Below are 25,908 nucleotides of genomic sequence, written 5' to 3' on the forward strand. Positions count from 1 at the left end.
CTTTCGAAGCGGTTTACGGGGCGTCAAAGGCTTTCGTAAACTCCTTCTTTTACGCTATACGTAACGAGCTGATGGGTAGCGGTGTATCAATGACGCTTCTGATGCCTGGGGCAACGGAGACCAATTTCTTCAAAAATGCAGGACAGGCCAGCACGACCGTAGGTTCGATGAAAAAGGACGATCCGAAAGAAGTGGCAAAACGTGCCTGGTATGCCCTGATGACAGGACATGAATTTGTCTATGGTAGTGAGTATGCCGAGTATGAGGGCGAGGTGATGAACAGAATGATGAGTGAGTCACACAAGGCTCAGCGTCACCGCATCATTTCTGAACCCGATTCTGCCACGAAAAAGTAAATCCGCACGGCGCCGGGCATCAGCCCGGCGCCTCTTTCAACAGCATAAATACAATGCCAAAAGCATGGTTGCTGACGGCCTCATTTCATCTTTTAGGCAACCTGCCCCAGAGCAGGCTACCGATGACACATCAGCTTTTCATCCAGCGTTCAAAAGCCGTCTTCCAGTCAGGATGCCAGCGCGACAGGGCCGGGCGGTTGTCCAGCATATCCTGGGCGGCCCAGAGGATACGCTTAGCATCCATCTCGCTGGTAACGGCGTTATCAGGGCAGATGACGTAGAAGTCACCCCGCTCAAAGCGCGGGAGGAAATAATCAATAACCTGCGCAGCCGTCCACGCTTCATCGGGCTTGTTACCGCTGCGCTCGTTCATGCCAGGATCGTTCATATCGGTCCAGGTATAGCCTGGCACCAGAAGATGAGCGGTGAGCCTTGTGCCGGTTTCCTTCACAAGCTTATGAGACAGCTGCTCCGTCAGCACCTTTACGGCTGCCTTTGAGGCGTTATAGGCTGCGAACCCTGGTGGGGTCGTAATACCTTCCTTCGAGCCCAGGTTAACGATCGCACCCTTCTCATCCATTTTTAACATTTCTGGCAGAAAAATATGCTGTGTGGCAACCATGGACAGCAGGTTTACCTCCATCTGCTGTCGCCAGAGAGTTGGTGAATCACAGGCGCCGGCAGCTATTTTCACGCCGGCATTGTTAAACAGCAGATTTACTTTCCCCCAGGCGCTGTAAACGGTGTACTTGAGCTGTTGGAGATCTTCATCACGGGTAATGTCGCCAGTGACCAGCAGCGTTTCAGCCTCCAGTTCGCCGGCCAGCTGCTCGAGCGCCTGTCTGTTCCGGTCAAAAAGACAAAGCTTCATGCCCTTTCGTGCCAGCTCCCTTGCCGCCGCAGCGCCAATCCCTCTCGCCGCGCCGGTTATTACGGCAACGTTACCTGTCCTGATGACTTTATCGTTCATGATTTACTCCCGTCAGTAATGCGTACCGATAAGAACATAAGAAGAAGTGCTAACAGGGAAAAAGCAGCCCCAACCCATCCCGTAGAGATCCAGCTTCCTCCCGAAGCGATAACGAAACCGCCAGCAGCTGCGCCAAGTGCATTGGAAATATTAAACGCGCTGTGCGTCAGGGATGACGCCAGAGTCTGTGCCTCACCGGCAATGTTCATCATATGGGCCTGAAGCGCCGGCACGAGCGAAAATCCGCACCCGAGCATAAACAGCACGATGAGAACCGGGGTCTGCAGTGTGCCCGTAAGGGAAAACAGGCCCAGAAAGACGATGTTCCAGGCGATGATGCCAAATATGGATGGGATCAGCACAATGTCCGCCAGCCTGCCACCGATAATGTTGCCGGCAACCATGCCCGCCCCCCAGAGAACCAGGATCCATGGCACGGCTGAGGTTGAAAACCCGGCAGCTTTCGTCAGCGCCGGGGTGATAAAGCTGTACACGGCAAACATGCCCGCAAAGCTGACTGAAGCGACGGCAAACGTCATCAGGATCTGTGGGCTCTTCAGCGCGCCAAGTTCCTTGAGCGGTGAAGCGGACCTGTCGGCCGCCACGGATGGAACAAAAAGCATAACCATTATGGACGTCAGCACCAGGCCCGCTGCCACCATCCAGAAAGAGATCCTCCAGCCCAGCGTCTGGCCCGCCCATGTGACAAGCGGAACGCCGGCAACGTTCGCTACGGCCAGTCCCAGCATTACGTAACCGATATACCGGGCTTTGTGCTGTGGCGAGACCATTGAAGCCGCCACGAGCGCGGAAACGCCGTACCAGGCGCCATGAGGCATACCAGAAATAAAGCGGGCTGCGAACATGGAGTTATAGCCCATGGCCAGAGCGCTCAGGGCATAGCCTGCAAGTGTAATAATTAACAATATCAGCAGAAGGTTTTTACGGGCCTGGCGCGCGCAAAGTACCGCGATCGCAGGGGCACCGACCACAACGCCTGCAGCATAGGCACTGATATAGCCTCCCGCGGCAGGGATTGAAACGCCGGTTCCCCGCGCAAGATCCGGCAGGAGGCTCATGGGCGCAAACTCGCCCGTTCCGATGCACAATCCGCCCGCGCCCAGCGCAAGCATGGCCGGAAAAAGACCCACAGGCGGATGAATACGTTCATCCTGCCGTGAAAGCGTTTGTTCAGACATTGACTATAATTCCTGATCCCGTTCACTGCCGGCTGCAAAAAAGAAGAACCGCTATCTGTCGGGTAACGGCTCTCAGCTATGTGCAGCTTATGAGTCACAACGTTCCGGAAAGAACGGCAACAGGCAGTGGTATATTGAACTGAAATAAACTATAAACGCCTCCTTTCGGTTATTGATGAATCAGATAGTCAGTAACGATGAGTATTATTCAACAATTCTATTGCTGGTTTCGCCATGCAGTGTGATAAGCGTTATTTCTGCAGGTTTCCCAAGCCGGAAGGGAAAACCGTTCCATATGCCGGAACCGTTGCTGACGTAAAGCTTCAGGGTCCCTGTTTCGTAGAGCCCGGATACAAAACCGTTATTAGCCGATGCGACCAGCCTGTCCAGACCAGCAATCATACCGCCGTGAGTATGTCCGGAAAGCTGAAGGCTAACTCCGCTTTCTGCGGCCTCGTCAGCATTTTCAGGCCTGTGGTCAAGAAGGATGACTGTTTCACCCGGGCGGGAAAATTTCAGGGCCAGGGACAGATCAGGACCCGGCAGGCCGTATGATGGCGCAACGGCATCCGTCACGCCCGACAGATACAGCGAGTCGCTGCCACGGTTTATACGGTAACCGGCATTATTAAGAAAATGCAGGCCCAGTTTTTCAAAGGTCTGGATCCAGTTTTCAGCGCCGAAGTAATATTCATGATTGCCCGTTACGGCAAAAACGCCGTCCTCAGCCCGCAACTTTCCAAGCGGCTCAATGTCGGAGAAACGCGCTTCTGGCCAGCCATCAATCATATCCCCGGTAACCACAATCATATTCGCATCGAGCTCACGGGTGCGGGTAACAACATCCTGTATCCAGCTTCGCGGCAGCAGTCTGCTGGCGTGCAAATCCGTCAGTTGAACTATCCGGTAACCTTCAAAACGGGGGGACAGGCTCCTGAGCGTGACGTCTATCTTTTTCACTTCAGGAACCGCTGTACCATTTTTCAGGGCCAGCGCTGTAAGCATGGCCGCCAGAACAGGCAGGATAAACCAGAAAGCCGTATGCCATTTCATCCGGCGTCCTGATACCAGTCGGTGTAATATCCAGAATAGGTCACGCAGTACTAACAGGACTGCCATAAAAACGGTCATACCGAAAAGCCCGGTAGTAAGCAGCAGCAACGGTTTTGGTATCTCGGGAGAAAACATATTCCCCGTAAATAATTTCGTGAGCAGATGAAACTCGCAGGCCACAATCATTGTGCCTGCGACGGCTATTTTTACCGAAACCGGGGCGGGAAGCGGCCTGATAAAACGAAACAGCACGTAAAGCGCTGGAATGAGGGTCCAGATATGAAACACGCGGAAATCTCCCGGGAATGAAAAACTGTTAGTTTGCCGTGGCAGCGGGTTGCAACGTTTTGTTGAATGAATCTAAACTTACCATCCTTCAGGAACGATTTAATGCAATGTCATTTGACATTGCATTGAATTTTAATCAACGGTTTAACGCCATGTCCTCCAGACTGTCTACAACGCTCACCCGAAGCGATCTTGCTGAGCTCAACGCATTTCTTATCACTGAGAAAAGGCGCAGTTTTACCAGGGCCGCCATAGAACTGGGGATCACCACCTCTGCGCTGAGCCATACAATACGCAATCTCGAGACGCGCCTGGGTGTCAGGTTGTTGAACAGAACAAGCCGTACGGTCTCTCCGACCGAAGCGGGCGCAAGCCTTGCTCTGCGTCTTGAAACAGGCTTTAAAGAAATAGGCGACGCGCTTGAGGAAATTAACCGCATGCGCGATCGGCCCGTTGGAAAGCTCAGGCTTAATGTGCTGAGTGACGGAGCACGCCTCATCATGGCGCGACATCTTCCGCGCTTTATCAGCAAATACCCTGAAGTGGAACTCGAAATCAGCGTTGATGACAGAATGGTCGATATCGTCCAGGAAGGATTTGATGCCGGGATACGCTTTGGCGGAACCGTTCCTGAAGATCTCGTTGCAGTCCGACTGGGGGGAGAGCTCAGATGGGTGGCGGTGGCATCGCCACGCTATCTTTATCAGCATACCCCACCTGCCGTGCCTGAGGATCTGCGCCTGCATGACTGCATTCAGCTGCGAACCGGGCAGGGCGTCATCTACAAATGGGAATTCCGTAAAGGAGAAGACTATCGCGTAGTTGACGTCAGGGGGCAGCTCTGTGTGAGCGAAACGGCGCTGGCAATTGAAATGGCATTAGCTGGCGTGGGTATTGCTTACTGCCTCGAAGACCGGGTGCGTGATGATATTCGTGAAGGCAGACTCAGGATTGTTCTTCCGGAATGGGCTCCTCTGGAAGAGCCGATGTATCTGTACTATCCAGGTCACAGACAAGTTCCCCAGGGATTAAAGGAACTCATCGAAATTCTGAGAGAAGAAATAGAACTAACACACGCAGTTTCAGCCTGAATCAGACTCAGGGATCCGCAAATCACCTGAGCCTGGTGTTCATAACCTGTTAGGGATGTTTTTGGAGCATTTCCTTAAGGTTATGACGTGAGGTCGTAATGATAGTCCAGGGATCTTTTGGCGCGTCATGCTCAACAATATACCACTCAACCCCACTGCTTCTCCCCGCACTGATGATTGAGCGCCATTCCAGCAAACCTTCACCTGCCGGAGTGAAATTCATTTCGTCATCACGAATCCCGATAGCAGCGTTATCTTTTGCATGAATCGCATAGACGCGTCCTGAATATCTTGCAATTATTGACGCAGGATCCTGTCCTCCACGTGCAGCCCATGCCACATCAAGCTCAAGGCTAAGATTATTTTTATGGGTGTGCTTCATAATCAAATCCAGGGCTGTTACATCATCATACTTCTTCATCTCAAAGTTATGATTATGGTAAGACAACGACATTCCTTCATTTCTTAACGCCTCCCCCATACGATCAAGCCTCCTGGCATAATCTATCCATCCCTGTTTTGTCGTAGGTCGTTCATTAACCTCAATCCATGGGACAACGAGGTGAGAGTTTCCTATGCCTTTGTTAAACGCAACAATTTTTTCGCGCTCGTTCTCAAGAGCTGATAGCTGTACATGCGATGCAATAACGTTAAGCTGATATTTTTTTAACGTTTCCTGCATTGTCGGTAAATCCAGGTGATGATCACCGACAAGTTCGACATGTGAAAATCCCGCTTTTTTAGCCATGGCAAACTGCGCATCGGTATCACCAACATTTCTAAGCGTGTACATCTGAATAGCAATATCGTCCTGCGCTTCGGTACGGGCATACCCCACCATACTTGCCATCATAAGGACACCACAAAAAATCGAGTTTTTAATCATTATCGTTCTCATCAAAAAGTAATCGATTACAAAATATAATTTGGCAGATTTTTAATACAACAAGCATCCATAAAAATGTGAACTAAATCACTGAAAGAAATTTTCCCTGATAATCAGTAAAAGTTAATTTATTTAACATTTTTGTTAAATATCTATCAGCAGCAGTAATCCAGCTCCATTACAGAGGTCGCTGAATATACAGGTCGGCTATGGGGTTGATGTCTCTAATTTGGGGTATCACCTCGCCCATTAACCATTAGGGTTCGTGCTTAACGTCCGTTCCTGGCACAAAGCGGACATCAGTATTTAAAAATGGAAAACCACGACTTAATGATGTATAGCGTTTGCTATACGTGATGGTTATGCTATGCTTGTAAAGCAAATGCTATACAGAGGTGTCTTATGAAATCAGATGTTCAACTTAATCTTAGAGCCAAGGAATCACAACGGGCACTCATTGATGCTGCTGCGGAAATTCTTCACAAATCACGAACAGACTTCATTCTGGAAATGGCCTGTCAGGCCGCCGAGAATGTGATCCTCGATCGTCGGGTCTTTAATTTTAACGATGAACAATATGCAGAGTTCATCGACATGCTTGATGCCCCTGTAGCAGATGACCCTGCCATAGATAAACTCCTGGCAAGGAAACCTCAGTGGGACGTGTAACAGCACCAGAACCTTTATCCAGCTTTCATCAGGTGGCAGAGTTCGTTTGCGGTGAAACTGTTCTGGATGACTGGTTAAAGCAGAAAGGCCTCAAAAACCAGGCTCTCGGAGCGGCCAGAACGTTTGTAGTGTGTAAGAAAGACACAAAGCAAGTAGCCGGTTTTTACTCTCTGGCCACCGGGAGCGTCAACCATACAGAAGCGACAGGCAATCTTCGGCGTAACATGCCAGATCCCATCCCTGTCATCATACTTGCCCGTCTTGCAGTCGATCTCTCTTTTCGCGGAAAAGGGCTTGGTGCTGATTTACTTCATGATGCAGTGCTTCGTTGCTATCGGGTTGCCGAGAATATTGGTGTACGTGCAATTATGGTTCACGCACTCACCGAAGAAGCTAACAATTTCTACATTCACCATGGTTTCAAGCCATCACAAACTCAGCAACGGACATTATTCCTTAAACTGCCTCAATAAACGCGAAGACTATTACGATCAAACTGATACGAGCGAGGATCGGATGGTGCGTCTAATGTTAATTCAGTAGAAACGCTTCACGAAAGAAGATGACGAACAGTTATTGATGAGACTGTAAGGCGAAAGGAAGGAAGCGGCGGTATGGATAATTCGGTTACGGAATAGTTTATTTAGTGTTAGCAGAAAATAAAAAAGAGCCCATATATTAAATGGACTCTTTCTCTGATGCCTCGGTTAATCTGTCCAACTTTTTGGGGTCAGTACACCACGAGGCCCACTGAATGTCTAGTCAACACCAGTATGGCCTCTTACCGTGCAATTTGCAAGGAGGAGTAAACCATGAAACTGCCGCGAAACGCCCTTATCTGGTGCGTATTAATCGTGTGTATAACGCTCTTAATATTCACATGCCTGACCCGGAACCGCTTATGCGAACTCCGGCTAAAGGACGGGGACAGGGAGGTCGCGGCAAGCCTGGCTTACGAATCCAACGGTAAGTAGCAACCTGGAGGCGGGGGAAACCCCGCCTTTTCAGGAGCTGAGTTGGCCTGATATGCCTGAAGCGCCTTTATGAAGGGGTTGCCGGTTCGCCGGTAGCCCCTTTTTCCTTCCCGACGCGACCGCACGCCTGAACCTCCGGGAAGGGCTGTTCCCATTCGGGGAACGGGGGAAGGGGGACGCGCCTCCGGCGCTGCCCCTCTGCTCCCTCTGACTGATCCTCCCTCCTGCCTGATTTTGTTGAATTCGTAACTCCGTGAGCTATCTGCTCATACCTGGCTTCAGCCTGGTGTGCCCGATTTTCTTTATCCCTGGCGTCATATCCTGCGTCCTGACGGTTAACTTTCTCAGCTGCAGCTGCATGGCCATACCCCGAAAACAGGGCAGGGCGATGGCCCCCTTCTGCTCCCGGCCAGCGCTGCTGTCCGGTCGTCGAGCCCCACTCCGCCAGGGCGGCCGCTGCGCACCCGCCAGGCTCCGCCGAACCCCTGCGGGTTTCGGGCCATACGGCTAGGGTCTGATGGCAAAGGTCAAAGGCTGCGGCTTCTCCGGCCGTGCCGTCCGGAACGCCTTCACCGCGCCGGCTGATGCCGTCGCTTTAATGGCGCCACGCCGTTCCGACGTGTCGGGTGTGTGCATCCTGTTCCCCCGGTGAAGCCTCCCCGTGAGCCCTCACGCGGAGGGCTTGTCGTAGCACCGTCGGGTCGTCATCCAAGGGGTGAAATGCACTCCGCCAAAACTTTTTGCGTGCCGCAAAAACTTTAGTCTCCGCCCCTTTCCTTCCTCCCTTCGCCGTTGCTCCTTTGCCCTTTGCCGCGAGAGAACTCACCAGGGAGATGGCCAGCCATCACCACAGGAGAAAACCAGGATGCACACACGAAACGTCAACGTCAAAACCGCCGCTCAAGAATCTTCCAGAAAGATGGGGGGAAAAACCGTGTCGTACACGATCCTCGTCGCTGAGACGAAAAAAAACTCAGAAGAGGAATCGGACGTTCTGGAGTTCAGCAGCCTTGCTGAGCTGAAGAAACTGCGCAGACGCTGCCCAGAAACGATGCGCTGCACCTATTTCTACGCCCTCAGCAGCGGCGTCGATAAACAGTTACGCCATATCCATGTGGCAGAAGCTGACCACTTCAAACAGTTTGTGCGCCTGATCGAGCGCGCAGGTATCGACATTTAAACACGGTTCACCCCGTGCGGCTGCCGCCGCACGGAACCTCATCAGACAGGAGCCAGAAACATGAACGTTAATACTCCAACCGCTACACCAATGGCCTTTTTCGTTCCGTCTCATAACGCCGTTTATGACCGCGCAACCCAGCTGGAAGGGCAGTGGGTGACTCAGCGTGAAGCGATAACGCTGGAATCCCTGCGCCGTCTCTATCCGGATGCGGAGCTGATCCCCGCGACTCTGGTACAGGAAAAGCAGAATGACGGCTATCGCCGTCCCTGGGTGGAAATCACCGAGGCCCGGTACATCGGCCAGCTGGAAACGCTGCCGCCAATGGACTGGTGCAGAGGGTATGGCGGGGAGTCGTTCAAATCGATGGAGTTTACGGGCGGGGATGTGACCGCGATTTTCGTCCGGTATGGCGCGCGTTTCTTTGAGTGCCATGACCTGCACACCCGCCATCACCGGGAGCTGATTGGGGTCGTGATCGCCCGTTTCTGTCTCGATGCACCGCTGAATTCAGCGCATTAAAAAAGCAGGGTTGCCCCTGCTTTCTCAACGCCGGGTAGCCGCAGCAACGGTGAACCGGCAATCACAACCAAAGTAAGGAGATTGATCGTGAAATTTGACCCGCAAACTGTTGCACAGGCGAAGGCATTTGTAAATGCCCTCCGCGCCGGAAAACGCGCACGAGTACCCGCGCTGCGTTTCTCACAGTGGCAGCCGTTCCTGTCCGTGGTAAATGCCGAAACGGGCTACGCCGCCGATGCTGACTGTGGTCTGGCTGTCAGCGTCTACCCGGCGCTTGGACTGGCTTAACAGGAGACGGCCGCCCGCGGGCGGCCGGTAAGGAGAAACCATGTCACAACTGAGTTTTGAATCCCTGTTCCTGTCTGAGCAGGCAGAGGCGCTGACGCGGGCTTCTGCTCCTGCCCGAATGTTGTCGCCAGCTGAGGCGCGTAGAGAGTTCGCCAGTGTCTTCCGTCAGACTGCGAAACATATGCGCCGTTCCGAAGTGTTCCGCGACTTTATCCAGCTTGCTGCCAGCCAGCTGGATGTGGCTCGGGTGCGCACGCCAGAGGGTATGGAAAGTAACTATCTGATCTGCAAACGTTATGAACCGTCCGATTTAGACGCCATGAACCAGCTGTTCTGCCTGTTGGTGGAGGGGCTGGCGGGTGAAATACATGATTTCCTCGGCGCTCTGTATATGGAGCAGGAGCTGGGCGCGGACGAAATGGGGCAGTATTTCTCTCCGTCCTCCATCTCCCGCCTGATGGCCGGATTACTCATGCCCGGCGCTCAGGAGACGATAAATCGTGAGGGTTGGATGATGCTCGATGAGCCTGCCTGTGGTAGCGCCGGTATGGTCATTGCCTTTGCATACTGGATGACTGAAGCGGGATATAACCCGTCAGAACAGCTGTATGCCACCTGCACAGATATCGATCCGATGGTAGCTGATATGGCCTTTATCCAGCTGTCACTGCTGGGTATCCCTGCGAAAGTCGTGACCGGTAATACGCTGACCCTGAAAGCAAATCACGTGCGTTATACCCCCGTTTATTACTTCAATGACTGGCAGGGACGTCTGGAGTTCCGCAGCCGTTTCGAAGCTATGAAAAACTTTCTGGCCACCGTGGCCGCCAGACTGACAGAGCGGCAGGGCAGACCTGCCGCAGGGAGAGAGAAAATGACAAGCAACACACTAAACGCTGTTCCGGCGACCGTGCTGGAGACGCTGGCAGAACGCCTGAAAGACCAGCCTGAACCGCTAAAAATTCGCAGCAACGATGATCACGCCGCGCTGGCTGCTGATGTGCTCTGGAACTTCGCCCGTAAAACCGGGCTGAATAGGGAAAGCGAAAGCGTGCAAACCGTCATCACGGATTTTCTGGCCAATCTTCTGCACCTGTGCGAACAGTGCGATCCGGACGGGGCGGGTATCGATGGATTTAATGCCCTGCTGAATATGGCCGTGATGCATTATGAGCAGGAAAATGGGGGTGACAGCGAAGAACCAGTTTGATCGGGAGTCTGTGCCCTGGTGCATGCCATCAGGGCAACCGCACAAACCCTTTTTCCCCTTCGGGGAAACGGGGAGGGCGAAAGCGCCTCCGGCGCTCCTGCTTTTCCCCGTTGCCGTGTTTCTCTCCTTGCCTGTAATCATAACCGTCGTCCTGCTGGTTAACTTGCTCAGCTGAAGCTCCGTGGCCATACCCCGAAAACAGGGCAGGGCGATGGCCCCCTTCGGCTCCCGGCCAGCGCTGCTGTCCGGTCGTCGAGCCCCACTCCGCCAGGGCGGCCGCTGCGCACCCGCCAGGCTCCGCCGAACCCCTGCGGGTTTCGGGCCATACGGCTAGGGTCTGATGGCAAAGGTCAAAGGCTGCGGCTTCTCCGGCCGTGCCGTCCGGAACGCCTTCACCGCGCCGGCTGATGCCGTCGCTTTAATGGCGCCACGCCGTTCCGACGTGTCGGGTGTGTGCATCCTGTTCCCCCGGTGAAGCCATCCCCCGTGCGTCCTCACGCGGAGGGCTGGTCGTAGCACCGTCGGGTCGTCATCCGAAGGGTGAAATGCACTCCGCCAAAACTTTTTGCGTGCCGCAAAAACTTTAGTCTCCGCCCTTCTCCTGCCGCCCTGCCGTTGCTCTTTTGCCCTTTGCCGCGAGAGAACTCACCAGGGAGATGGACACCATCACCACAGGAGAAAACCAGGATGCACACACGAAACGTCAACGTCAAAACCGCCGCTCAAGAATCTACCGGAAGATGTGATTCAAACCTCACCACGTCCCAGTTCACGGATCTGTTTTGCTGGGTCCTGGCAGCATCGGAAGGGGAGCCACAACCGGTAATTTTTACGCCGCCAGAGAATGCCACTGAGCTGACGTTAATTAATGACGAATGCCCGGATTATATCTCTGTCTGGGTTTTAGATGGTCGCCCGGTGGCAGCTGCAATGCCGCTGGATAATTTTCACCGCGTTATTCCTTCATCACTAACTAAATAATCAGGAGTAAATAAAAATGGTCAGTTTCGCAAGCCGCTATCGTATGCCTACCTCGATCCGCAAAGACCGTCCGCTGACGAATGAGGAATTACAGCTCATCGTTCCAAGCGCGTTCTCATCGGATAAACACGATTCACGCTCTGAACGTTATACATATATCCCGACCATAAACATTCTTGACCGTTTACGTGATGAAGGGTTTCAGCCGTATTATGCAGCGCAGTCACGCACACGTGACCAGGATAAACGCGAATTTACAAAACATATGCTTCGCCTGCGTCGTCATGACCAGATTAACGGGAAAGAAGTACCGGAAATTATTCTGCTGAATAGCCATGATGGTTCAAGCAGCTATAAAATGATCCCCGGTATGTTCCGTCAGGTTTGCAGTAATGGTCTGGTTGCATGGAAGGATTTTGGTGAAATCCGCGTACCCCACAAAGGGGATATTGTCGGGCAGGTTATTGAAGGCGCTTACACAGTGCTGAAAACATTTGACGCGGTTGATGAAAATATTGACCTCATGAAAAGCATTCAGCTTACTTTGCCTGAGCAGCGACTTTTTGGTGCGACCGCCCTGGAACTTAAGTATGATGGAAAACCAGCGCCGATTACACCGGAGCAAATTATTAACCCCCGCCGGGTACTCGACAGAGGCCAGGATTTATGGACCACGTTTAACGTGGTGCAGGAAAATGTGATCCGTGGGGGGATTCGTGGCAGAACGCAAAAAGGGAAGTTGACCAGAACGCGGGAAGTCACCGGAATTGATGGTGACATCAAATTAAATCAGGTTCTATGGAAAATGGCTGAGGAGTTTGCAAAACTGAAGGCCTGAAAATTAAGCCGCTCAACAGAGCGGCTTTTTACTGTCCGCTATGTAACGAGGCCGTATCCGCAATTTTAATCTCATGCTCCTTTCCTACAGCTGGCGCCAGACGTTCAGAAAGTAACTTTTTTCTTGCCAGCAATACGCGATATATATTTTTGATATCCTGAGCATAGGCCTTGCGCTTCGCGATGAGCTTTTTGCTCGGCCCCGTATTATACATCCCCACACTGTCCCAGTTTTTTCCGTATGACCTGAAGTTGTGCGCCAGTACCCATGCCCCCGTATAAACGCAGATGCATGGATCATTCAACAGGCGCTCACGGGTAATATTGAAGTTTTTAAGTTTACCGTAATGAGAGCTGTTTACCTGCATACCACAGACATCTTCTGTCCCATTCCTGTTTGATCCATTTATCGCATCCGGTACCAGATGGCTCTCTTTAATCGAAATTGACATAAGCAGCAGTGGATCAATTTGATAATCTTTCCCGGCCTGATCAAAGCACATTTGTGGAGCTGCGCCAGCAGACATGGAAAGGGTCAGTAATGCCGCAGGCAGTATCGATATTTTCATGGTTTGGCCTTTTAACGAAATACACGGACTCTGGAGAGTCGCCTTAAAAAATACCCCGGCGGATCGTCGTAATCAAGTTAATTCACTACAAACGCGCGTGAGCGCTCTCCTGAGGGGATATAACACCTGTCCGAAATAAACATGTCAGAGCAGTAGACGGTATTAACATGCCGCTCTTTACTAACCCCTTAAAACATCACACCCCACGCAAGACTTCGTCTTGCAGATTTTTTCTTTAAATTCAGTGGCATGATGTGTGTTTTATTTCGTAATTTTTGAGTATGTGCGATTAAGGTGTGTGGACTAACACACATTGCAGTGCTTAATCAGGCACTGCAATGTGTGCTAATACAGCACTCTGAAGTGTGGGGATTGTGTGTATTCAATTAATAGAGTAAGTTAAAAGCAGATAGTGCCTGAACCACACACATCATAGTGCCTAATGCACACACACCGTAGTGCCTGATTAGCACACATATTTAGGGATGAGTCATATATAAAATCAGTTGGTTACCAGAACCCTGCACCACGGATAGCTGTTAAAGTTCGCCATTGCAGTGCCGCATCAGGCACTGCATTAGAACATCGAGAAACTATTATGCCAAGAAAGAACATTTACTTTAAAGACAAAATTGACCGCGAAATACATGATATTCTTGAAATAGAGCTACAGAAAGGGGCCACCTCTTCTGAGATGAACTACTCTTCGATAGTCAACGAATTAGTACGCCTTGGGCTAATGGTTTACAAATCGAAAGAAGAAGGAAGCTCATTTGACCTGGATGGTTTTAGGCGCGACCTTATAAAGAAAGTCTCCGGGTCACGAGAAGGTATTATGATTCTGACTGCCCTTGTCTCTGACATCTTCGTTACACTCAAAGGTCCCGACTCTGGCGTGAAACTGGAAGAGCTCATAAACACCAACATCAGTGCAATTAACGATGCGGAAGATAAAGCCGAAAAAGACCACTTCCTGGCAGGGTAAAATAACTTCTTTGGCCGGAACACTCCGGCCAGAATCGATCACTGAGACGGCTTTTCATCCCAGGGAAGGTCACTTTTCTCCACCTCCCTTATTTTCTCCTTCAGGAACACCTCGAACTCCATACAAAGAACTTTAAGTGCCTGCGCATCCTCGTTCTGGTCAAGTAACCTTTCCGTGAAATAACCCAGCGTATTCATCAGGCGGGTGAGCATTTCGTCATTCAGACTACGGTTATGCACCTTCGCCATTGCCCTAATTTCATCCGCAAGGTTCTCAGGAATACGCATGCTATATCCTGTTGTTTTACCCGGAAGCAAAATCCTTTCACCCTCACGCCACATCCACAATTGCTCTTGCTTGAGCGGGACATTAACTTTCTTCACAGCATCAACGGATTCACCATCAAGTAATTTTACAAGCCATTCCTCAAATCTCACCGCCAGCGCAATGAGCCTCTCTCCCTCCGCTGTTTTAATCACAGACTTACCCGGCTGATAATTCAGCGACAACAAAAGCCTGGCAATAATTTCCTCATTCACACTCCTGTTGCCAGCTCTGGCACATATTCTCAGCTCCATAAGCAGATTATCCGGAGCGCGCAATCGCCACTCCACAGCTTCACCCGGCTGGAACTTACGTGGACGGCCGCGACCACCCCACATTTTCTCTTTAACTTTCATAGCTATAGATCCCGGAGGCCATTTCCGTACTTTCTGGTCAACAAAGCCTACTCACTTACATATTCGGATAAATCTGAATGATTCCAAAAAATGTGACATGCGTCACAGTTTTTTTTTTTAGGGTCATGGGACAATTGCGCCCGCGTAAACAAGCACTTACGCGATTCACTTTTGTTTACTTCGGAGAAAACAAACATGTTAACCAAAGGTAGTGCCCTTAACGTCGGTAAGGGATGGGCGGTAGCGTCTTTATTCCGCAAAGCACGCGAAAATCGCCAGACTAAATTTTACTTAAAGTCAGCAGGCGCTTTTTTAATTGCACTTATGGTCACTCACCCGGCATTCGCTGGCGGCACCGACCTTCTTTCCTCACAGAACACCACGGTTAATTCCACCTTCGGTTCTGGCTCTTCATTGATTAAATGGTTTTACATTGCCGAAATCATCATGGGCCTGTTTATTTACATCAAGGCCCGCTCACCGCTGGTATTCGTCGGTATCGTAATGGCAATCATCTTTACCCGTGTAGCCTTCGGCATCGCGAGTTAAACGATGAGCGGGGAGGAGGATAAATACAACTTCCCGGAAACAATGAACCAGCAGGACCGCTATTTAGGTTTGCCAATTGATGAGTTAATTGTTACCGCACCCCTTATTGTTCTGGGGGTGCTTAACAACCTGTCAGTTGAACTTGGCGTTATAGCGGGAATCCTCTGGTTCATCGTCAGATATCTGAAAAAAGGGCAGGGGTCGTACTGGTTACTTAATTTCTGTTACTGGCACCTGCCATCACTTTTATTCAAAGTAACCTTTCGCCAGATACCTGATTCTAGTTTCCGGCACTGGAGGGCATAGTTTTCATGAAGCTGAATATTAAAGGAGAGCGCGATAAACAAATCCGCTATGCGTTTATTGGTCTTTCAGCTTTAACTTTACTTATGGGGGCCGGTAACGTACTGACAGGTTCGCTTGCATGGTATTTTGCCACCACCCAGAAAACCATTACCACACCATTAACATTTAATCACCCCTTCGCATCAGATTCAAAAGGTGTCGATGCCCCAGGCCTGACACAATTCGCCGCCTCTTTTATTTACTGGCGACTGAACGTCACCCCAGAAAACATCGACACCAACCAGAAAATGATTCTTGGATTCGTCCCTTCCGACGAACGGGACGAACTCAAGAAAGCTCTGGACATTGAAGCTGAACGCATCAGGAAAGCGGGCATTTCCACCCAGTTCGACACGAAAGAAATTCGCGTCATGGATGATGGCTCCGTGCAGTACAGCGGGGTTCTGAAGTCCTCCACCACTAACGGCGTAATCATCACGCCAATGAAAGACCAGGAAAAAACCTACCGCCTGAAACTGAGTTATGAGAACGGTGTGATTAACCTCCACAGCTTCGAAGAACTCCAGCCGGTATCCACCACCAACTGACAGGACTGCCCATGAAATTTCGTATTTCACCGGCAGCTGCTGCTGTGTTTCTGGCAGCGGGATTATTTAACAGCGGCCTCCGGGCCGCTTCCGCACCCGCAGCCATTCCGTTTGAGAACGACGCCGCCTTTAACGTCACTCTCAGCAACACCAACCCGAGCAAGGTTGTTGTCGACGGAGAACTCATTACCAGCATCAGCGGACCAACCGGTGCCTATGACCAGAGCCAGACCGACGACGGAGCACTTATTCTGTCTCCACTTGTCAGCCAGAATTTCACGCTGTTTATTCAGACCGACCGCGGCTCATCCCTGAGCCTTAACATCAGGCCACAGCCGGGTAACGGCAAAACACTGCGCTTCACCCCAATGTCACCACCACTTCGCAAGAACGACGATGCGAAGGCATGGGAAGAAGGGCAGACCTACGAAAAAACACTGGTCGCACTGTCCCGCGCCGTAGTCAACGGTCAGGTGCCGGACGACTACCAGGAGTATCCGGTCAGCCGCATGCCTGCATACACACCCGCCAGTGATGTACGCCTGACACCGGAACGCCAGTTTGTTGGTAACCACCTGCGCGTTGTGCGCTTCCGGATGAGCAACCCGGGCAGCATCACACGCAGCCTGCGCGAGCGCGATTTCTGGCGCAAGGGCGTCCGGGCCGTGATGCTGTCGCAGAACCAGCTTTATGCCGATGGCGAAGGCTACGCCTGGATTGTGTTTTCAGATGACGGAGACACCCGCCCATGAGTCTGAATAAAAACCTGAAAACCCGGCGCAAACAGCTGGCCATTCTTGCCGCCGTTATCGTGGGAGGCGCCGCCGCCACGAGCGGCGTTATCTGGTACGGGCAACATCAGCAGGAACAGAAACACCCCGCACCGGTCGCCACCCCAAACATGACTGGCGTGGTCACGGCAGCGTTTAACCAGCAGGTTAATGATGCCGCACTGGCACAGCAGCAGGCCAAGACCTCCGCACTTGAGGACAAGCTCGCCACGCTCACCCAGCAGTTTGCACAGAACAAGCTCACCACCGAGCAACAACTGGCCAAAAAGGATGAAGAAATTCAGCGCCTGAATGACCAGCTAACGAAAGCCCCCGGCAGCAACACGACCACTGGCCAGCAGACACCACCTGCCGGCCAGAACGGAACACCACTCCCCGGTCCCGTTGCTGCCGGTCAGGCCCGACCTCCCGAATACACTGTCACCCCCTCAGGCACACCGGCCGCCACTGGTGTCAACATGGGGCAGGGCGTAGGGTTCTATCCGGGCGGCTCAGGCCAGCGTATGACGGGCGGGCTGTCGACCACAAAATTCAGCTATGAAAGCCTGAAGAAAAAGCCAACCAAACTCCCCTGGATTCCGTCGGGTTCGTTCTCCGATGCCATCCTGATTGAAGGCGCTGACGCCAACGCCAGCGTCACCGGTCAGCAGAACACCCAGCCCGTCACCATCCGCCTGCTGGGCAATATTCAGATGCCGAACAACAAAGAGTACAGCGCCGACGGCTGCTTTGTGGTGGGTGAAATCTGGGGTGATATCTCCAGTGAGCGTGGCGTTGTCCGGACGAAATCACTCAGCTGTGTGCTGAAGAACGGCAAGCACGTCGATATGGAGTTCGATGGCCATGTCAGCTACCAGGGGAAAGGCGGCGTTCGCGGCAAGCCTGTTATGCGAAACGGCATGATTGTCGGCTATGCGGGGGCAGCAGGCCTCCTGTCTGGCTTTGGCGAGGGTATCAAATCGGCGGCAACGCCATCTGTCGGCCTCGGTGCCACAGCTGACGTTGGCGCGGCAGATGTGTTTAAGCAGGGCTTTGGCGGCGGAGCCAGTAAGGCCGCAGATACGCTGAGCCAGTACTGGATTAAGCGCGCTGAGCAGTATCACCCGGTAATTGATATTGGTGCCGGCAACCTGGTTACTGTTGTGTTCCAGAAGGGTTTCCGCCTTGAAACCATCGAGGATGCTGAGGACGTGAAGGCGAAGGAGGAACTGCAGAAAGCCGGCAACGCCGCGCAGAACGCCGTGACTCCGCAGCCGGCGAGCCAGACCACCGCATCCAGTACCACCTCAGTCGGCAACATCAACCCGGATGACGTTCTCCGTCAGGCCAGTCAGCTGCGCCTCGGTGACACCATCAACTAAGGAGAAGCTGCATATGTTTTTTAAAACCCAGCTGGATGTTATCGAAGAAGACCTGAAGAAATGGCGCGCCGGGAAAAAGCTACATAAGTACCGGATATTCTGGTGCGCAGCAGCTATACCGGCCAGCTTTTTTCTCTACGGTGTTTTTTATCAGCAGCCTGGTTTTATCTTTATGGGCATGGTTGTCGCCCTCATCTTGTTCGCGGCATCGTCTGGCAAAATGGACGCTCCCGATAGCTGGGAAGGCCGAATCAATCAGGCATTACAGTCGGTTAGCCCGATAGATAAAGACGCGTTCGAAAAACTATGCCTCACAGTGAAGGAGAAGAGGGTAATAGAGCCTGATGACATTGCTGCATGGCTCAAAGACGAAAAAGAAGCGCGTGCGCTTTTCGAGCGTCAGCGAGATGAGCAGCAACGCTACAGCTTCACTAAATGGCTGGATAAACAGGAGTCTGACCAGAAGGCCGAATGTAATGAGGAGGGCAAATGAAGGGACCACGCATAGATGACCGTATTAGTTTTCTGAGGGGTATTGAACGGGACTGGAAAAACTGGTCTGCAGGAAAAAACACAAAACCCCACTGGATATTTTTGGTAGGGGTATTAGTCGCTACAGGGATGTTGATTTTTAGCTTCTGTTCAGGCAATCAGAGGTTTACCGTGGCTTCCATTGCTATTGGAATAGCTTTTCTTCTCGCCGGATTGTTACAGGCTGGTGAAGCATGGGAAGAAAAAATACAGAGGAAAATTCGGGCATATGAGCCGCTTGATATTGATGCCATGCGCACCCTGGCCGTTTCTGTTTTTCACAAGGATGAGCTGACACGGGAAGAACTCAGACAGTGGCTGGACGCGGAGTTCAGCGCCATTTCTGATGCCGCTCTTCGTGGGGGAAGCCGTAATGCGTGATGAAGAGCGTAATAACAGCCAGCTCAGGAAAATGCGGATGCATATTGCTGGATGGGAGGCTGGCCGGCCAACTCCGTCAGGAAGCAGGTACATCTTTTTGGGAATTGTCATATTTATCGGTGCAGTGGGACCGGTTCTTTCGTACTGCTCATCACTGTGGGCGCTGGGTTTCCTGATTGCCTGGCTATTTCTGACTCAATGGATATGCAGCCGGATTGTCCCCCGCTTCAACGAAAGCTGGGAGGAGGTATTTGACAGGATACTTTCTGAGTATGAACCCCTGAACCTTCCCGCCTGGGAGCACCTGAAGCGTCAGACCGAAAAGGAAGGCCTCACGGTAAGCAACGTCAGAAACTGGTATCAGCTGGAAGCGAGGTCTGTCTGGCCAGAAAAGAAACCTGACCTGAAATTTCTCCACAACAATCCAGACCGCGAGACAGAGCCCGGGGGCAAGTGAGAACAGCAAAGCGGCATTCGTATTGCTGATTACTCTCACCGGCTTGTATCACCTCATCATCACAACCCTGTATTTCACTGGAGTGTTTATGTCTGCAATCAGGGGCCGTTCTGCATTACTCAAAATCCTGTATGACCACCGACATGTCTTTTTTTTGGTGCTTATTTATGCGGCAGAAATGACGGTATGGGCGGCTCTTAATTTGAAGGGACTCGGTGACGAAGACTTTTCCACATGGCGAATCTTTCTGCTCGTGAGCATGGGTATCATCGCGGGCAGTGCGGGAATCTTAGGTGATAACGAGGACGGCTGGATGGTGTATGCAGGAGCCCTCACGCCCTGGCTCATCGCGCCTTTTGTCATCATCGTATATGGCTTCATGCAAATGAACCTGCATTTTCTGTCGATAGAATGGTTTTATACCTGTGTCCTGCTTAGTTTTAGCCTGCAATTTGTGGTCATCTTCATTAACCGCTTTTCCTTTTAAGCCATAAATCCGCCCATTTACACATAACCCTGAATTACCAACCGGAGTTATCCCATGAAAAAACTACTGGGTGCTGCACTGCTGTGCAGCGCACTGACCGGCTGCGCCGGTCTCAATTCTGATTTCGACTGTAACAAGACTGCGACCGACCAGTGCCTGACCACCGGTGAGGCCAACAAGCTGGCCGCTCAGGGTAAAAGTCTGGATGACCTGACGGCAGAGAAAACCGCAAAAAAGCCTGCGGGTGAAACCCTGCCGGCACTGCGCAATTCGGCACCGGTCGTGAATCCGTTCCGTCCTGTCTCCGTCGCAGCAACCGGAACCACCGCCGCCAGGCCTCTGACCACTGCGCCCGCGAAAACATCCGGCTCACTGGTCACGCCGCTGGCCACGCCGAGTCATGCGACCCCCGTGCTGGTTAACACGGCGGGCCGCGTTCCGGTTCAGCGTATTCCTGACGCCACGCAGCGCCTGTGGATTGCCCCCTGGGTGGACACGGACGACAACTTTCATCAGCCGGCTGTGGTTGAGTTCGTGAAAAACAAATCCCACTGGGATGAGAGCTACCGCGTTATCGGGGAGGGCGGGGAATGAGCAGCCATTACGTTACCGGCAAGAACGGCATCGATCATCTGGCGAAATCGTTAGTCCATTCACGGAAAGGAACGACGCAAATCACCGCCACACAGTCAGTCGATACCGACGATGAAACGCTGGCCGTTCTGAGCGTGAGCTGTGACTGGCAGATTAAAACAGCCGGTGATGCACCGCTATCCGGGCAAATGAACGAAGAGAAGCTGCGTCGCCTGGAGTTAATCCGGGCCGCTGCGGAGGGTCGAAAATGAGTTTTGTCGACAACCTGATGGATATGCTGAAAAACGGGAAAGAGGAAGACGGTGCCGCCACGGCCCGCGAGAATCTTTCCCAGACGTGGGGCTACCCGTCCCTGGTTGCGGCACTGCCGTACCGGTATTACGACGACATCAATGAGATTTTCGTCAACGCCGGCTCTGCAGGCTTCATCATGGAAGCCGCCCCGCTGCCTGGCGCGAACGAACAGGTGATGGCCGCGCTCGATGACATGCTGCGCAAAAAACTGCCCCGCCAGACTCCCGTTACCGTCATCATGCTCGCCAGCAAGTGTGTCGGGGAACGTATCGATCGCGGTGTGAGTAACGACATGTGGAAAGGAGGGATGGCCGATCACCTCAATAAAATCACCCGCGCGTTCTGGCAGCGCTCTGCGCTGCACGGTCTGGCCAACGAACGCGATTACCCGCTTTACCTGCGTAACTACCGTATCTTTCTTGTCTATGGTCAGCCGCTGAAGCGCGCTTCCCAGACACAACGGGTGATTGATGACCTGATTCAGATCCGCAACACCATCCGCGTCTCCCTGGGCGCTGCGCGCATCGACAGCGTGAACGTCAATGTGAACGGCTTCCTGTCTGCGGTACGCGAGCAGATGAACTACCGCCAGGAACAGGTGCTGACGTCCTCAGGCGACTACAACGAGGATGAAAAGCTGAACCGCCAGGTGGTTGATCAGGGTATAGGGCTTGATGTCTATCCGTCGCATCTCCGGATGACGTTGCCCGAGACCATCGACGCGCGCGGGACACGGTTGCCGGCATCGGCATGCCGCATCATCAACATGCAGCTTGCTAAAACGCCTAAACGCTTCGCCCTGTGGCAGGGGGCTGACAATCTGCAGAACCTGCGCTTTCCTGACCTCGGAATACCCTGTCCCTTTATGCTGACCTGGACGACGGAGCTGGAGGAGCAGACGAAAAGCCAGAGTGAGGCATTTCGTAAAGATACCGATTTGTCCAAAAAGGCCAACTCAGCCTACGCCGCACTTTTTCCCGGCACCAAAAGGGCCGCAGAAGAATGGCGACGAACCCGTGAGCAACTGAACAATAACGAAATTGCACTCTGCAACACGTACTTTAACCTGACCCTGTTCGCGCCGGACAACACTACTGATGCACAGGCCTGTGAGCTGGCCGCCGTGAACGTGTTCCGCAAGAACGAGCTGGAGATGGTAACGATACAGTACCAGCAGATGCGTAACTGGCTGGCCGGCTTCCCGTTCGTCATGCAGGAAGGGATGTGGGAAGACCTGAAAACAACAGGCGCGACGCTGCGCGCCAAGTCATGGAACGCGGTGAGCCTGATGCCGGTCGTGGCCGAACGCCAGTTGTCGAATGTAGGTATGCCGCTGCCGACCTACCGCAACCAGGTCGCGTTCTACGACATGTTTGGCGAGGAGAATGGTAGTACCAACTTCAACATCGCGGTTACCGGGACGTCCGGGGCAGGGAAATCGTTTCTGATACAGGGGGTGCTGCGCGATGTACTAAACGCCGGCGGTTACGGCTGGGTTATTGACATGGGGGACAGCTACAAAAACTACTGTCATCAGGCCGGTGGGGTTTATCTCGATGGCTCTAAACTGCGCTTTAACCCGTTCGCCAACGTCAAAGACATCAAGCACTCTGCTGAAGGGATTGTGCGTCTGCTGACGGTACTTGCCAGCCCGACGCAGCCGCTTGATGGTGTCTGCGAGGCGATCCTGCAGAAAGCGGTAATGGATGCGTGGGAGAAAAAGGCAAACAAAGCCCGTATCGACGATGTCCATAATTACCTGACTAACGAGGATGTGAATCAGGCGTTTGCAGACAAGCCGACCATCATCTCGCGCCTTGCTGAGCTGGCCATGCTGCTCGATACCTACTGCACCTGGGGGCCGGACGGAGAATACTTTAACGCCGACACCCCTACGCTCGATGGTGAAACCCGCTTCGCGGTACTGGAGCTGCTGAGTCTGGAAGACAAGCCGAAGCTGCTCTCCTCGATCCTGTTCTCGCTCATTCTGGCGATTCAGGAAAAGATGTACCACAGCCCGCGCGACCTAAAAAAAGTCTGCATCATCGACGAGGCCTGGCGTCTGCTGGGTGGCTCTAACCCGCACGCGGCAAGGTTTATCGAAACCGGCTACCGAACCGTGCGTCGTCACCGTGGCGCGTTTATTACTATCACCCAGGGCATCAAGGACTTCAGCGCCAGTAAGGAAGCGGAAGCCGCCTGGAACAACAGCTCCACCAAAATCACCCTGCTGCAGGATGCTAAGGCGTTTAAACAGTACCTTGCCGATAACCCGGATCAGTTCTCGGACATGGAAAAAGAAGTTATCCGTGGCTTCCAGCCAGCCCTGCAGACCGGCTACAGCTCCCTGCTGATAAACGCCGGGGAATACAGCTCCTTCCACCGTCTGTTCGTCGATCCCGTCACACGCGCCATGTTCAGCTCGCGTGGTGAGGACTTTGCCTTCATGCAGAAATTGCAGAGAGAAGCCGGGGCCACTGCGGAGGAAGCTGCATATCTGCTGGCGGAGAAGAAATTCGGCAATGAACTTCGTGAACTTGAAGAATGGGTGAAAGCAGCATGAGTGAACAACAGGACAAGCCGTATGACGTCGATACCGTCAACGATGGTGCAACTATCGCCAGCAAAACATCCCGCTGGGTTAAAGCCAGTATGCTGGGGCTGGCAGGATTGCTGGCCATGACAGGTGTGGCATATGTGACGGCGAAAGCCGTCACACCGGAGGTGGTGGTCTTCGATATGAAGGGGACAGTCGACCTGTTCATGCAGCAGTCCGCGCAACTGCAACTCGATGAAGACAAGGCCAGAGTGCTGACAACGCGTTTCAATTCCGCGCTGTCAGAGAGTCTCGGTGAATGGCAGGCCTCACATAACGCCATCATTCTGGTTAAACCGGCGGTGATGAGCGACCAGCGGGATATCACGAATGAGATCCGTGCCGACATTGCGCGCCGCACTCAGGGGGGCCAGTGAAAATACGACTAAAGCTGATGGGTATGATGCTGCTGATGCTCTCCGCCGGCAGCGGGGCGAAAGATCTCGGAACCTGGGGCAACGTCTTCGAGCCTGCAGAGCAGGACATGCTGGCGTTTATCCAGAATCGCCTGAAGGGAATGGAGCAGACTGGCGAACTTGACCGTCTGCGCAAAGAGGCAACGGAAAGAGTGAAGGAGCATGCAGTACGTCCGACGCCGGTGGAAGGGCTCACGAAAGCGAAGGAATACCGTAGCTTTGCCTGGGACCCGACATTTACCGTGAAGGAGACGATCACTGACATGCAGGGCAACGTGATCGCCCGAAAGGGCGATACGGTCAATCCTCTGGATAAGGTGCCCTTCAACCAGGTGCTCTTTTTTATCGACGGCGATGATAAGGAGCAGGTGAACTGGACCCGACAGCAGCTCGCCGGTCAGACCAACGTAAAAGTCATCCTGGTAAACGGCAACATCAAAGAAACCAGTGATGCGCTTAATGAACGTATCTACTTCGACCAGTCTGGCGTACTGACCCGTAAATTCGGTTTTGAACACATCCCCGTGCGGATATCGCGCGATGGCCGCGTGATGAAAGTGGAAGAAATTCCGGTATCAGGAGCGAAAAAATGAGTGCAACAACGTTAGGTGACCTGTTTCCCGAAATGCGTCAGGCGGTCACATCCCATCGACGTTACGCCAGAAAACCGCGTAAACCCGCTGAGATAACTCCTCGCATGGGAACAGCAGAACGGCTGAAGACGCTGTACCCCGAAATTGACTCCTGGCATCCGGTACTGGTGACCAAAGCCTGGCTCCACTGGTGTGAGCAGAACCAGCAGGACAGCCAGGAGCCGTCGAAACGTGATGAGCGTTTCCCGGACTACATCATTCACCTCTTACTGGAGAACATGCGGGCCGAGGACTGCGCGAAACGTAAAAAGGGCCAGACGCTGTCACTTTCCGAGCGTCTCGACAGGTTGTTTGCAGGTGAAGGGCAGGAGAACGCCGAATGTCACTGATACACAATACCGCTGCGCCGTCTGTGTCTCAGCACATGACAGTACACAATGGTGATACCAAAGGCTGTGACGAAGCCGTGAAACAACTCTGTCAGCTGTACCCTGAAATCGCATCATGGCAACCGGCGCTGATCGCCGGTGCCTGGCATCAGTGGTGCGTGGAGAACCAGCTTCAGCCGATACTGCCGGAAAAACGTGATGAGGCGTTTCCCCTGTACCTCGTCAGGCTTATCCGCAACAGAATGGAGGAGATGAACGCATGGCGTTAATCAGCTGCTTCACCGGCCCTCAGGGGCTGCAGGGGATGCTCACCTGCTTGCGCGATACTGAGGGCATGGCCGGGGTTCTTGCTGTGGTTGCTCTGCTTATTGGCTGGCTAGTTGTTCAGCATTTTGCAGATGCAAGGCGTGAACGTCTGGCGCGGGAGAGCAGGCCGGGAATACCCGTCCCTCTCGCACAATTTGGCGGAGCACGACATGCCGATGCGGTTCACGCCTTTGCAAACCGGGAATACTACCAGGTGTTGCTCGCAGAGCTGGAAAAAGGCCTGACTGAGGCGGGCTATGCACTGACACGCGATGAATCATTGCGCGTGACGATTCCAGAGGCCGACCGGCTACAAATCAGCCGCCGGATTTTCCGGGCGCGCCAGAACTATACGACGCCGAGAGCCTCTGAAGAGGCGATGCAGGACAGCGAAGATGCGGCAGTGAACGATGGGTACGCCGGCTCGTGGCTCAGCTTACTCATACGTGGCAGTGAGCGCATTGGCTGGTACATCACCAGACCGGAAAACAGCCTGTGATCAACCGCGCTGCCATTCAGGATGTTCGGTGCT

Annotated in this window: 34 protein-coding genes and 2 pseudogenes; 30 read left to right on the forward strand and 6 right to left on the reverse strand. The window is 52.9% G+C overall.

Features of this window, described 5'->3' with window-relative positions; all coding sequences use genetic code 11:
* A partial coding sequence (locus ACMGGH_RS22780) for an SDR family NAD(P)-dependent oxidoreductase (RefSeq protein ID WP_420299215.1) occupies nucleotides 1-356 on the forward strand: 356 nt, incomplete at its 5' end.
* 130 nt (nucleotides 357-486) lie between these two features.
* On the opposite strand, the gene ACMGGH_RS22785 is transcribed toward ACMGGH_RS22780, so the two are convergent.
* The 3 genes from ACMGGH_RS22785 to ACMGGH_RS22795 all read right to left on the reverse strand — a co-directional run bounded on the left by ACMGGH_RS22785 (nucleotide 487) and on the right by ACMGGH_RS22795 (nucleotide 3,866).
* Nucleotides 487-1,326 (reverse strand): SDR family NAD(P)-dependent oxidoreductase, encoded by an 840-nt coding sequence (locus ACMGGH_RS22785; RefSeq protein ID WP_420299216.1) that lies wholly within the window; start codon nucleotides 1,324-1,326, stop codon nucleotides 487-489.
* Nucleotides 1,323-2,525: an MFS transporter gene (locus ACMGGH_RS22790; protein ID WP_420299217.1), complete on the reverse strand. Its 1,203-nt coding sequence runs from the start codon at nucleotides 2,523-2,525 to the stop codon at nucleotides 1,323-1,325. The genes ACMGGH_RS22785 and ACMGGH_RS22790 overlap by 4 nt, the downstream gene beginning before the upstream one ends.
* 204 nt (nucleotides 2,526-2,729) lie before the next feature.
* Nucleotides 2,730-3,866 carry a metallophosphoesterase gene (locus ACMGGH_RS22795; RefSeq protein ID WP_046887548.1) on the reverse strand — a complete coding sequence of 379 codons (1,137 nt, stop codon included), beginning with the start codon at nucleotides 3,864-3,866 and terminating at the stop codon, nucleotides 2,730-2,732.
* 107 nt (nucleotides 3,867-3,973) lie between these two features.
* On the opposite strand from ACMGGH_RS22795, the gene ACMGGH_RS22800 reads away from it, so the two are divergent.
* Nucleotides 3,974-4,957 (forward strand): LysR family transcriptional regulator, encoded by a 984-nt coding sequence (locus tag ACMGGH_RS22800; RefSeq protein WP_021468895.1) that lies wholly within the window; start codon nucleotides 3,974-3,976, stop codon nucleotides 4,955-4,957.
* A gap of 49 nt (nucleotides 4,958-5,006) precedes the next feature.
* Here ACMGGH_RS22800 and ACMGGH_RS22805 read toward each other — a convergent pair whose 3' ends face one another.
* Nucleotides 5,007-5,843 (reverse strand): sugar phosphate isomerase/epimerase family protein, encoded by an 837-nt coding sequence (locus ACMGGH_RS22805; protein WP_021468894.1) that lies wholly within the window; start codon nucleotides 5,841-5,843, stop codon nucleotides 5,007-5,009.
* Between the two features lie 402 nt (nucleotides 5,844-6,245).
* Here ACMGGH_RS22805 and ACMGGH_RS22810 point away from each other — a divergent pair, with 402 nt between their 5' ends.
* The 10 genes and pseudogenes from ACMGGH_RS22810 to ACMGGH_RS22855 all read left to right on the forward strand — a co-directional run bounded on the left by ACMGGH_RS22810 (nucleotide 6,246) and on the right by ACMGGH_RS22855 (nucleotide 12,505).
* Nucleotides 6,246-6,512: a DUF1778 domain-containing protein gene (locus ACMGGH_RS22810; protein ID WP_012540086.1), complete on the forward strand. Its 267-nt coding sequence runs from the start codon at nucleotides 6,246-6,248 to the stop codon at nucleotides 6,510-6,512.
* Entirely contained in the window at nucleotides 6,500-6,985 is a 486-nt protein-coding gene (locus ACMGGH_RS22815) for a GNAT family N-acetyltransferase (RefSeq protein ID WP_420299218.1), read from the forward strand. The genes ACMGGH_RS22810 and ACMGGH_RS22815 overlap by 13 nt, the downstream gene beginning before the upstream one ends.
* Nucleotides 6,986-7,266: 281 nt before the next feature.
* Nucleotides 7,267-7,419 (forward strand): annotated as a pseudogene (locus tag ACMGGH_RS22820) (DUF5431 family protein); the annotation flags it as partial.
* Nucleotides 7,364-7,486, forward strand: coding sequence for a type I toxin-antitoxin system Hok family toxin (locus ACMGGH_RS22825; RefSeq protein ID WP_223256846.1), 123 nt, complete (start codon nucleotides 7,364-7,366; stop codon nucleotides 7,484-7,486). The pseudogene ACMGGH_RS22820 and the gene ACMGGH_RS22825, both read left to right, overlap by 56 nt.
* Before the next feature lie 919 nt (nucleotides 7,487-8,405).
* A complete protein-coding gene (locus ACMGGH_RS22830) occupies nucleotides 8,406-8,666 on the forward strand; it encodes a hypothetical protein (protein ID WP_420299287.1) in 261 nt (86 codons plus the stop codon).
* A gap of 60 nt (nucleotides 8,667-8,726) precedes the next feature.
* The gene (locus tag ACMGGH_RS22835; RefSeq protein WP_420299219.1) at nucleotides 8,727-9,188 is read left to right on the forward strand and encodes a hypothetical protein; all 462 of its coding nucleotides are present in this window, start codon (nucleotides 8,727-8,729) and stop codon (nucleotides 9,186-9,188) included.
* An 87-nt stretch (nucleotides 9,189-9,275) separates the two neighbouring features.
* The gene (locus ACMGGH_RS22840; RefSeq protein ID WP_031494497.1) at nucleotides 9,276-9,476 is read left to right on the forward strand and encodes a hypothetical protein; all 201 of its coding nucleotides are present in this window, start codon (nucleotides 9,276-9,278) and stop codon (nucleotides 9,474-9,476) included.
* Between the two features lie 40 nt (nucleotides 9,477-9,516).
* Nucleotides 9,517-10,299, forward strand: a pseudogene (locus ACMGGH_RS22845) (N-6 DNA methylase); the annotation flags it as partial.
* 1,074 nt (nucleotides 10,300-11,373) lie between these two features.
* Complete coding sequence (locus ACMGGH_RS22850; protein ID WP_420299220.1) at nucleotides 11,374-11,667, forward strand: hypothetical protein; 294 nt, start codon at nucleotides 11,374-11,376, stop codon at nucleotides 11,665-11,667.
* Nucleotides 11,668-11,683: 16 nt separating this feature from the next.
* Nucleotides 11,684-12,505 carry a DUF932 domain-containing protein gene (locus ACMGGH_RS22855; protein WP_420299221.1) on the forward strand — a complete coding sequence of 274 codons (822 nt, stop codon included), beginning with the start codon at nucleotides 11,684-11,686 and terminating at the stop codon, nucleotides 12,503-12,505.
* 28 nt (nucleotides 12,506-12,533) lie between these two features.
* On the opposite strand, the gene ACMGGH_RS22860 is transcribed toward ACMGGH_RS22855, so the two are convergent.
* Nucleotides 12,534-13,073 carry a lytic transglycosylase domain-containing protein gene (locus ACMGGH_RS22860; protein WP_420299222.1) on the reverse strand — a complete coding sequence of 180 codons (540 nt, stop codon included), beginning with the start codon at nucleotides 13,071-13,073 and terminating at the stop codon, nucleotides 12,534-12,536.
* Between the two features lie 598 nt (nucleotides 13,074-13,671).
* On the opposite strand from ACMGGH_RS22860, the gene ACMGGH_RS22865 reads away from it, so the two are divergent.
* Nucleotides 13,672-14,058: a relaxosome protein TraM gene (locus ACMGGH_RS22865; RefSeq protein WP_023338043.1), complete on the forward strand. Its 387-nt coding sequence runs from the start codon at nucleotides 13,672-13,674 to the stop codon at nucleotides 14,056-14,058.
* Between the two features lie 38 nt (nucleotides 14,059-14,096).
* On the opposite strand, the gene ACMGGH_RS22870 is transcribed toward ACMGGH_RS22865, so the two are convergent.
* Nucleotides 14,097-14,738 carry an Arc family DNA-binding protein gene (locus ACMGGH_RS22870; protein ID WP_420299223.1) on the reverse strand — a complete coding sequence of 214 codons (642 nt, stop codon included), beginning with the start codon at nucleotides 14,736-14,738 and terminating at the stop codon, nucleotides 14,097-14,099.
* A gap of 195 nt (nucleotides 14,739-14,933) precedes the next feature.
* On the opposite strand from ACMGGH_RS22870, the gene ACMGGH_RS22875 reads away from it, so the two are divergent.
* The 17 genes from ACMGGH_RS22875 (at nucleotide 14,934) to ACMGGH_RS22955 (ending at nucleotide 25,875) form a co-directional block, all read left to right on the forward strand.
* A complete protein-coding gene (locus tag ACMGGH_RS22875) occupies nucleotides 14,934-15,287 on the forward strand; it encodes a type IV conjugative transfer system pilin TraA (protein ID WP_015572086.1) in 354 nt (117 codons plus the stop codon).
* 3 nt (nucleotides 15,288-15,290) lie between these two features.
* Nucleotides 15,291-15,593: a type IV conjugative transfer system protein TraL gene (gene traL / locus ACMGGH_RS22880; RefSeq protein WP_015572087.1), complete on the forward strand. Its 303-nt coding sequence runs from the start codon at nucleotides 15,291-15,293 to the stop codon at nucleotides 15,591-15,593.
* 5 nt (nucleotides 15,594-15,598) lie between these two features.
* On the forward strand, nucleotides 15,599-16,180 hold the full coding sequence (locus ACMGGH_RS22885) for a TraE/TraK family type IV conjugative transfer system protein (protein WP_420299224.1): 582 nt from the start codon (nucleotides 15,599-15,601) through the stop codon (nucleotides 16,178-16,180).
* A gap of 11 nt (nucleotides 16,181-16,191) precedes the next feature.
* Nucleotides 16,192-16,932 (forward strand): type-F conjugative transfer system secretin TraK, encoded by a 741-nt coding sequence (gene traK, locus ACMGGH_RS22890; RefSeq protein ID WP_420299225.1) that lies wholly within the window; start codon nucleotides 16,192-16,194, stop codon nucleotides 16,930-16,932.
* Nucleotides 16,929-18,332, forward strand: coding sequence for an F-type conjugal transfer pilus assembly protein TraB (traB, locus tag ACMGGH_RS22895; protein ID WP_420299226.1), 1,404 nt, complete (start codon nucleotides 16,929-16,931; stop codon nucleotides 18,330-18,332). The genes traK and traB overlap by 4 nt, the downstream gene beginning before the upstream one ends.
* A 13-nt stretch (nucleotides 18,333-18,345) precedes the next feature.
* Entirely contained in the window at nucleotides 18,346-18,825 is a 480-nt protein-coding gene (locus ACMGGH_RS22900) for a hypothetical protein (RefSeq protein WP_420299227.1), read from the forward strand.
* On the forward strand, nucleotides 18,822-19,244 hold the full coding sequence (locus tag ACMGGH_RS22905; RefSeq protein WP_420299228.1) for an MgtC/SapB family protein: 423 nt from the start codon (nucleotides 18,822-18,824) through the stop codon (nucleotides 19,242-19,244). The genes ACMGGH_RS22900 and ACMGGH_RS22905 overlap by 4 nt, the downstream gene beginning before the upstream one ends.
* Nucleotides 19,237-19,701, forward strand: a complete 465-nt coding sequence (locus ACMGGH_RS22910; RefSeq protein WP_420299229.1) for a hypothetical protein — start codon at nucleotides 19,237-19,239, stop codon at nucleotides 19,699-19,701. Before ACMGGH_RS22905 ends, ACMGGH_RS22910 begins: the two co-directional genes overlap by 8 nt.
* A gap of 88 nt (nucleotides 19,702-19,789) precedes the next feature.
* Entirely contained in the window at nucleotides 19,790-20,188 is a 399-nt protein-coding gene (locus ACMGGH_RS22915; protein WP_420299230.1) for a hypothetical protein, read from the forward strand.
* A 54-nt stretch (nucleotides 20,189-20,242) separates the two neighbouring features.
* Entirely contained in the window at nucleotides 20,243-20,782 is a 540-nt protein-coding gene (gene traV, locus ACMGGH_RS22920) for a type IV conjugative transfer system lipoprotein TraV (protein WP_420299231.1), read from the forward strand.
* On the forward strand, nucleotides 20,779-21,033 hold the full coding sequence (locus ACMGGH_RS22925) for a hypothetical protein (protein ID WP_015572096.1): 255 nt from the start codon (nucleotides 20,779-20,781) through the stop codon (nucleotides 21,031-21,033). The genes traV and ACMGGH_RS22925 overlap by 4 nt, the downstream gene beginning before the upstream one ends.
* On the forward strand, nucleotides 21,030-23,639 hold the full coding sequence (gene traC / locus ACMGGH_RS22930; RefSeq protein ID WP_420299232.1) for a type IV secretion system protein TraC: 2,610 nt from the start codon (nucleotides 21,030-21,032) through the stop codon (nucleotides 23,637-23,639). Before ACMGGH_RS22925 ends, traC begins: the two co-directional genes overlap by 4 nt.
* The gene (gene trbI, locus ACMGGH_RS22935; RefSeq protein ID WP_015572098.1) at nucleotides 23,636-24,049 is read left to right on the forward strand and encodes a type-F conjugative transfer system protein TrbI; all 414 of its coding nucleotides are present in this window, start codon (nucleotides 23,636-23,638) and stop codon (nucleotides 24,047-24,049) included. The genes traC and trbI overlap by 4 nt, the downstream gene beginning before the upstream one ends.
* A complete protein-coding gene (gene traW / locus ACMGGH_RS22940) occupies nucleotides 24,046-24,681 on the forward strand; it encodes a type-F conjugative transfer system protein TraW (protein ID WP_420299233.1) in 636 nt (211 codons plus the stop codon). The genes trbI and traW overlap by 4 nt, the downstream gene beginning before the upstream one ends.
* Nucleotides 24,678-25,070 carry a hypothetical protein gene (locus ACMGGH_RS22945; RefSeq protein WP_259142882.1) on the forward strand — a complete coding sequence of 131 codons (393 nt, stop codon included), beginning with the start codon at nucleotides 24,678-24,680 and terminating at the stop codon, nucleotides 25,068-25,070. The genes traW and ACMGGH_RS22945 overlap by 4 nt, the downstream gene beginning before the upstream one ends.
* A complete protein-coding gene (locus tag ACMGGH_RS22950) occupies nucleotides 25,061-25,339 on the forward strand; it encodes a hypothetical protein (protein ID WP_420299234.1) in 279 nt (92 codons plus the stop codon). Before ACMGGH_RS22945 ends, ACMGGH_RS22950 begins: the two co-directional genes overlap by 10 nt.
* Nucleotides 25,330-25,875, forward strand: a complete 546-nt coding sequence (locus ACMGGH_RS22955) for a hypothetical protein (RefSeq protein WP_420299235.1) — start codon at nucleotides 25,330-25,332, stop codon at nucleotides 25,873-25,875. The genes ACMGGH_RS22950 and ACMGGH_RS22955 overlap by 10 nt, the downstream gene beginning before the upstream one ends.
* Nucleotides 25,876-25,908: the final 33 nt, after the last annotated feature.

Source organism: Enterobacter sp. BNK-16, from assembly GCF_048684955.1.
GTDB classification, from domain to species: Bacteria; Pseudomonadota; Gammaproteobacteria; order Enterobacterales; family Enterobacteriaceae; genus Enterobacter; species Enterobacter bugandensis.

Coding starts and splice junctions, on each gene's coding strand:
- ACMGGH_RS22910 (WP_420299229.1), top strand. CDS start 19,237: ATGCGTGATGAAGAGCGTAATAACAGCCAGCTCAGGAAAATGCGGATG.
- ACMGGH_RS22945 (WP_259142882.1), top strand. CDS start 24,678: ATGAGTGCAACAACGTTAGGTGACCTGTTTCCCGAAATGCGTCAGGCG.
- ACMGGH_RS22800 (WP_021468895.1), top strand. CDS start 3,974: ATGTCATTTGACATTGCATTGAATTTTAATCAACGGTTTAACGCCATG.
- ACMGGH_RS22915 (WP_420299230.1), top strand. CDS start 19,790: ATGTCTGCAATCAGGGGCCGTTCTGCATTACTCAAAATCCTGTATGAC.
- ACMGGH_RS22830 (WP_420299287.1), top strand. CDS start 8,406: ATGGGGGGAAAAACCGTGTCGTACACGATCCTCGTCGCTGAGACGAAA.
- traC (WP_420299232.1), top strand. CDS start 21,030: ATGAGTTTTGTCGACAACCTGATGGATATGCTGAAAAACGGGAAAGAG.
- ACMGGH_RS22885 (WP_420299224.1), top strand. CDS start 15,599: ATGAAGCTGAATATTAAAGGAGAGCGCGATAAACAAATCCGCTATGCG.
- ACMGGH_RS22790 (WP_420299217.1), bottom strand. CDS start 2,525: ATGTCTGAACAAACGCTTTCACGGCAGGATGAACGTATTCATCCGCCT.
- traK (WP_420299225.1), top strand. CDS start 16,192: ATGAAATTTCGTATTTCACCGGCAGCTGCTGCTGTGTTTCTGGCAGCG.
- traB (WP_420299226.1), top strand. CDS start 16,929: ATGAGTCTGAATAAAAACCTGAAAACCCGGCGCAAACAGCTGGCCATT.
- ACMGGH_RS22855 (WP_420299221.1), top strand. CDS start 11,684: ATGGTCAGTTTCGCAAGCCGCTATCGTATGCCTACCTCGATCCGCAAA.
- ACMGGH_RS22805 (WP_021468894.1), bottom strand. CDS start 5,843: ATGATTAAAAACTCGATTTTTTGTGGTGTCCTTATGATGGCAAGTATG.
- ACMGGH_RS22925 (WP_015572096.1), top strand. CDS start 20,779: ATGAGCAGCCATTACGTTACCGGCAAGAACGGCATCGATCATCTGGCG.
- traL (WP_015572087.1), top strand. CDS start 15,291: ATGAGCGGGGAGGAGGATAAATACAACTTCCCGGAAACAATGAACCAG.
- ACMGGH_RS22860 (WP_420299222.1), bottom strand. CDS start 13,073: ATGAAAATATCGATACTGCCTGCGGCATTACTGACCCTTTCCATGTCT.
- ACMGGH_RS22835 (WP_420299219.1), top strand. CDS start 8,727: ATGAACGTTAATACTCCAACCGCTACACCAATGGCCTTTTTCGTTCCG.
- ACMGGH_RS22955 (WP_420299235.1), top strand. CDS start 25,330: ATGGCGTTAATCAGCTGCTTCACCGGCCCTCAGGGGCTGCAGGGGATG.
- ACMGGH_RS22905 (WP_420299228.1), top strand. CDS start 18,822: ATGAAGGGACCACGCATAGATGACCGTATTAGTTTTCTGAGGGGTATT.
- ACMGGH_RS22810 (WP_012540086.1), top strand. CDS start 6,246: ATGAAATCAGATGTTCAACTTAATCTTAGAGCCAAGGAATCACAACGG.
- trbI (WP_015572098.1), top strand. CDS start 23,636: ATGAGTGAACAACAGGACAAGCCGTATGACGTCGATACCGTCAACGAT.
- ACMGGH_RS22785 (WP_420299216.1), bottom strand. CDS start 1,326: ATGAACGATAAAGTCATCAGGACAGGTAACGTTGCCGTAATAACCGGC.
- ACMGGH_RS22865 (WP_023338043.1), top strand. CDS start 13,672: ATGCCAAGAAAGAACATTTACTTTAAAGACAAAATTGACCGCGAAATA.
- ACMGGH_RS22875 (WP_015572086.1), top strand. CDS start 14,934: ATGTTAACCAAAGGTAGTGCCCTTAACGTCGGTAAGGGATGGGCGGTA.
- ACMGGH_RS22950 (WP_420299234.1), top strand. CDS start 25,061: ATGTCACTGATACACAATACCGCTGCGCCGTCTGTGTCTCAGCACATG.
- ACMGGH_RS22850 (WP_420299220.1), top strand. CDS start 11,374: ATGCACACACGAAACGTCAACGTCAAAACCGCCGCTCAAGAATCTACC.
- ACMGGH_RS22900 (WP_420299227.1), top strand. CDS start 18,346: ATGTTTTTTAAAACCCAGCTGGATGTTATCGAAGAAGACCTGAAGAAA.
- traV (WP_420299231.1), top strand. CDS start 20,243: ATGAAAAAACTACTGGGTGCTGCACTGCTGTGCAGCGCACTGACCGGC.
- ACMGGH_RS22870 (WP_420299223.1), bottom strand. CDS start 14,738: ATGAAAGTTAAAGAGAAAATGTGGGGTGGTCGCGGCCGTCCACGTAAG.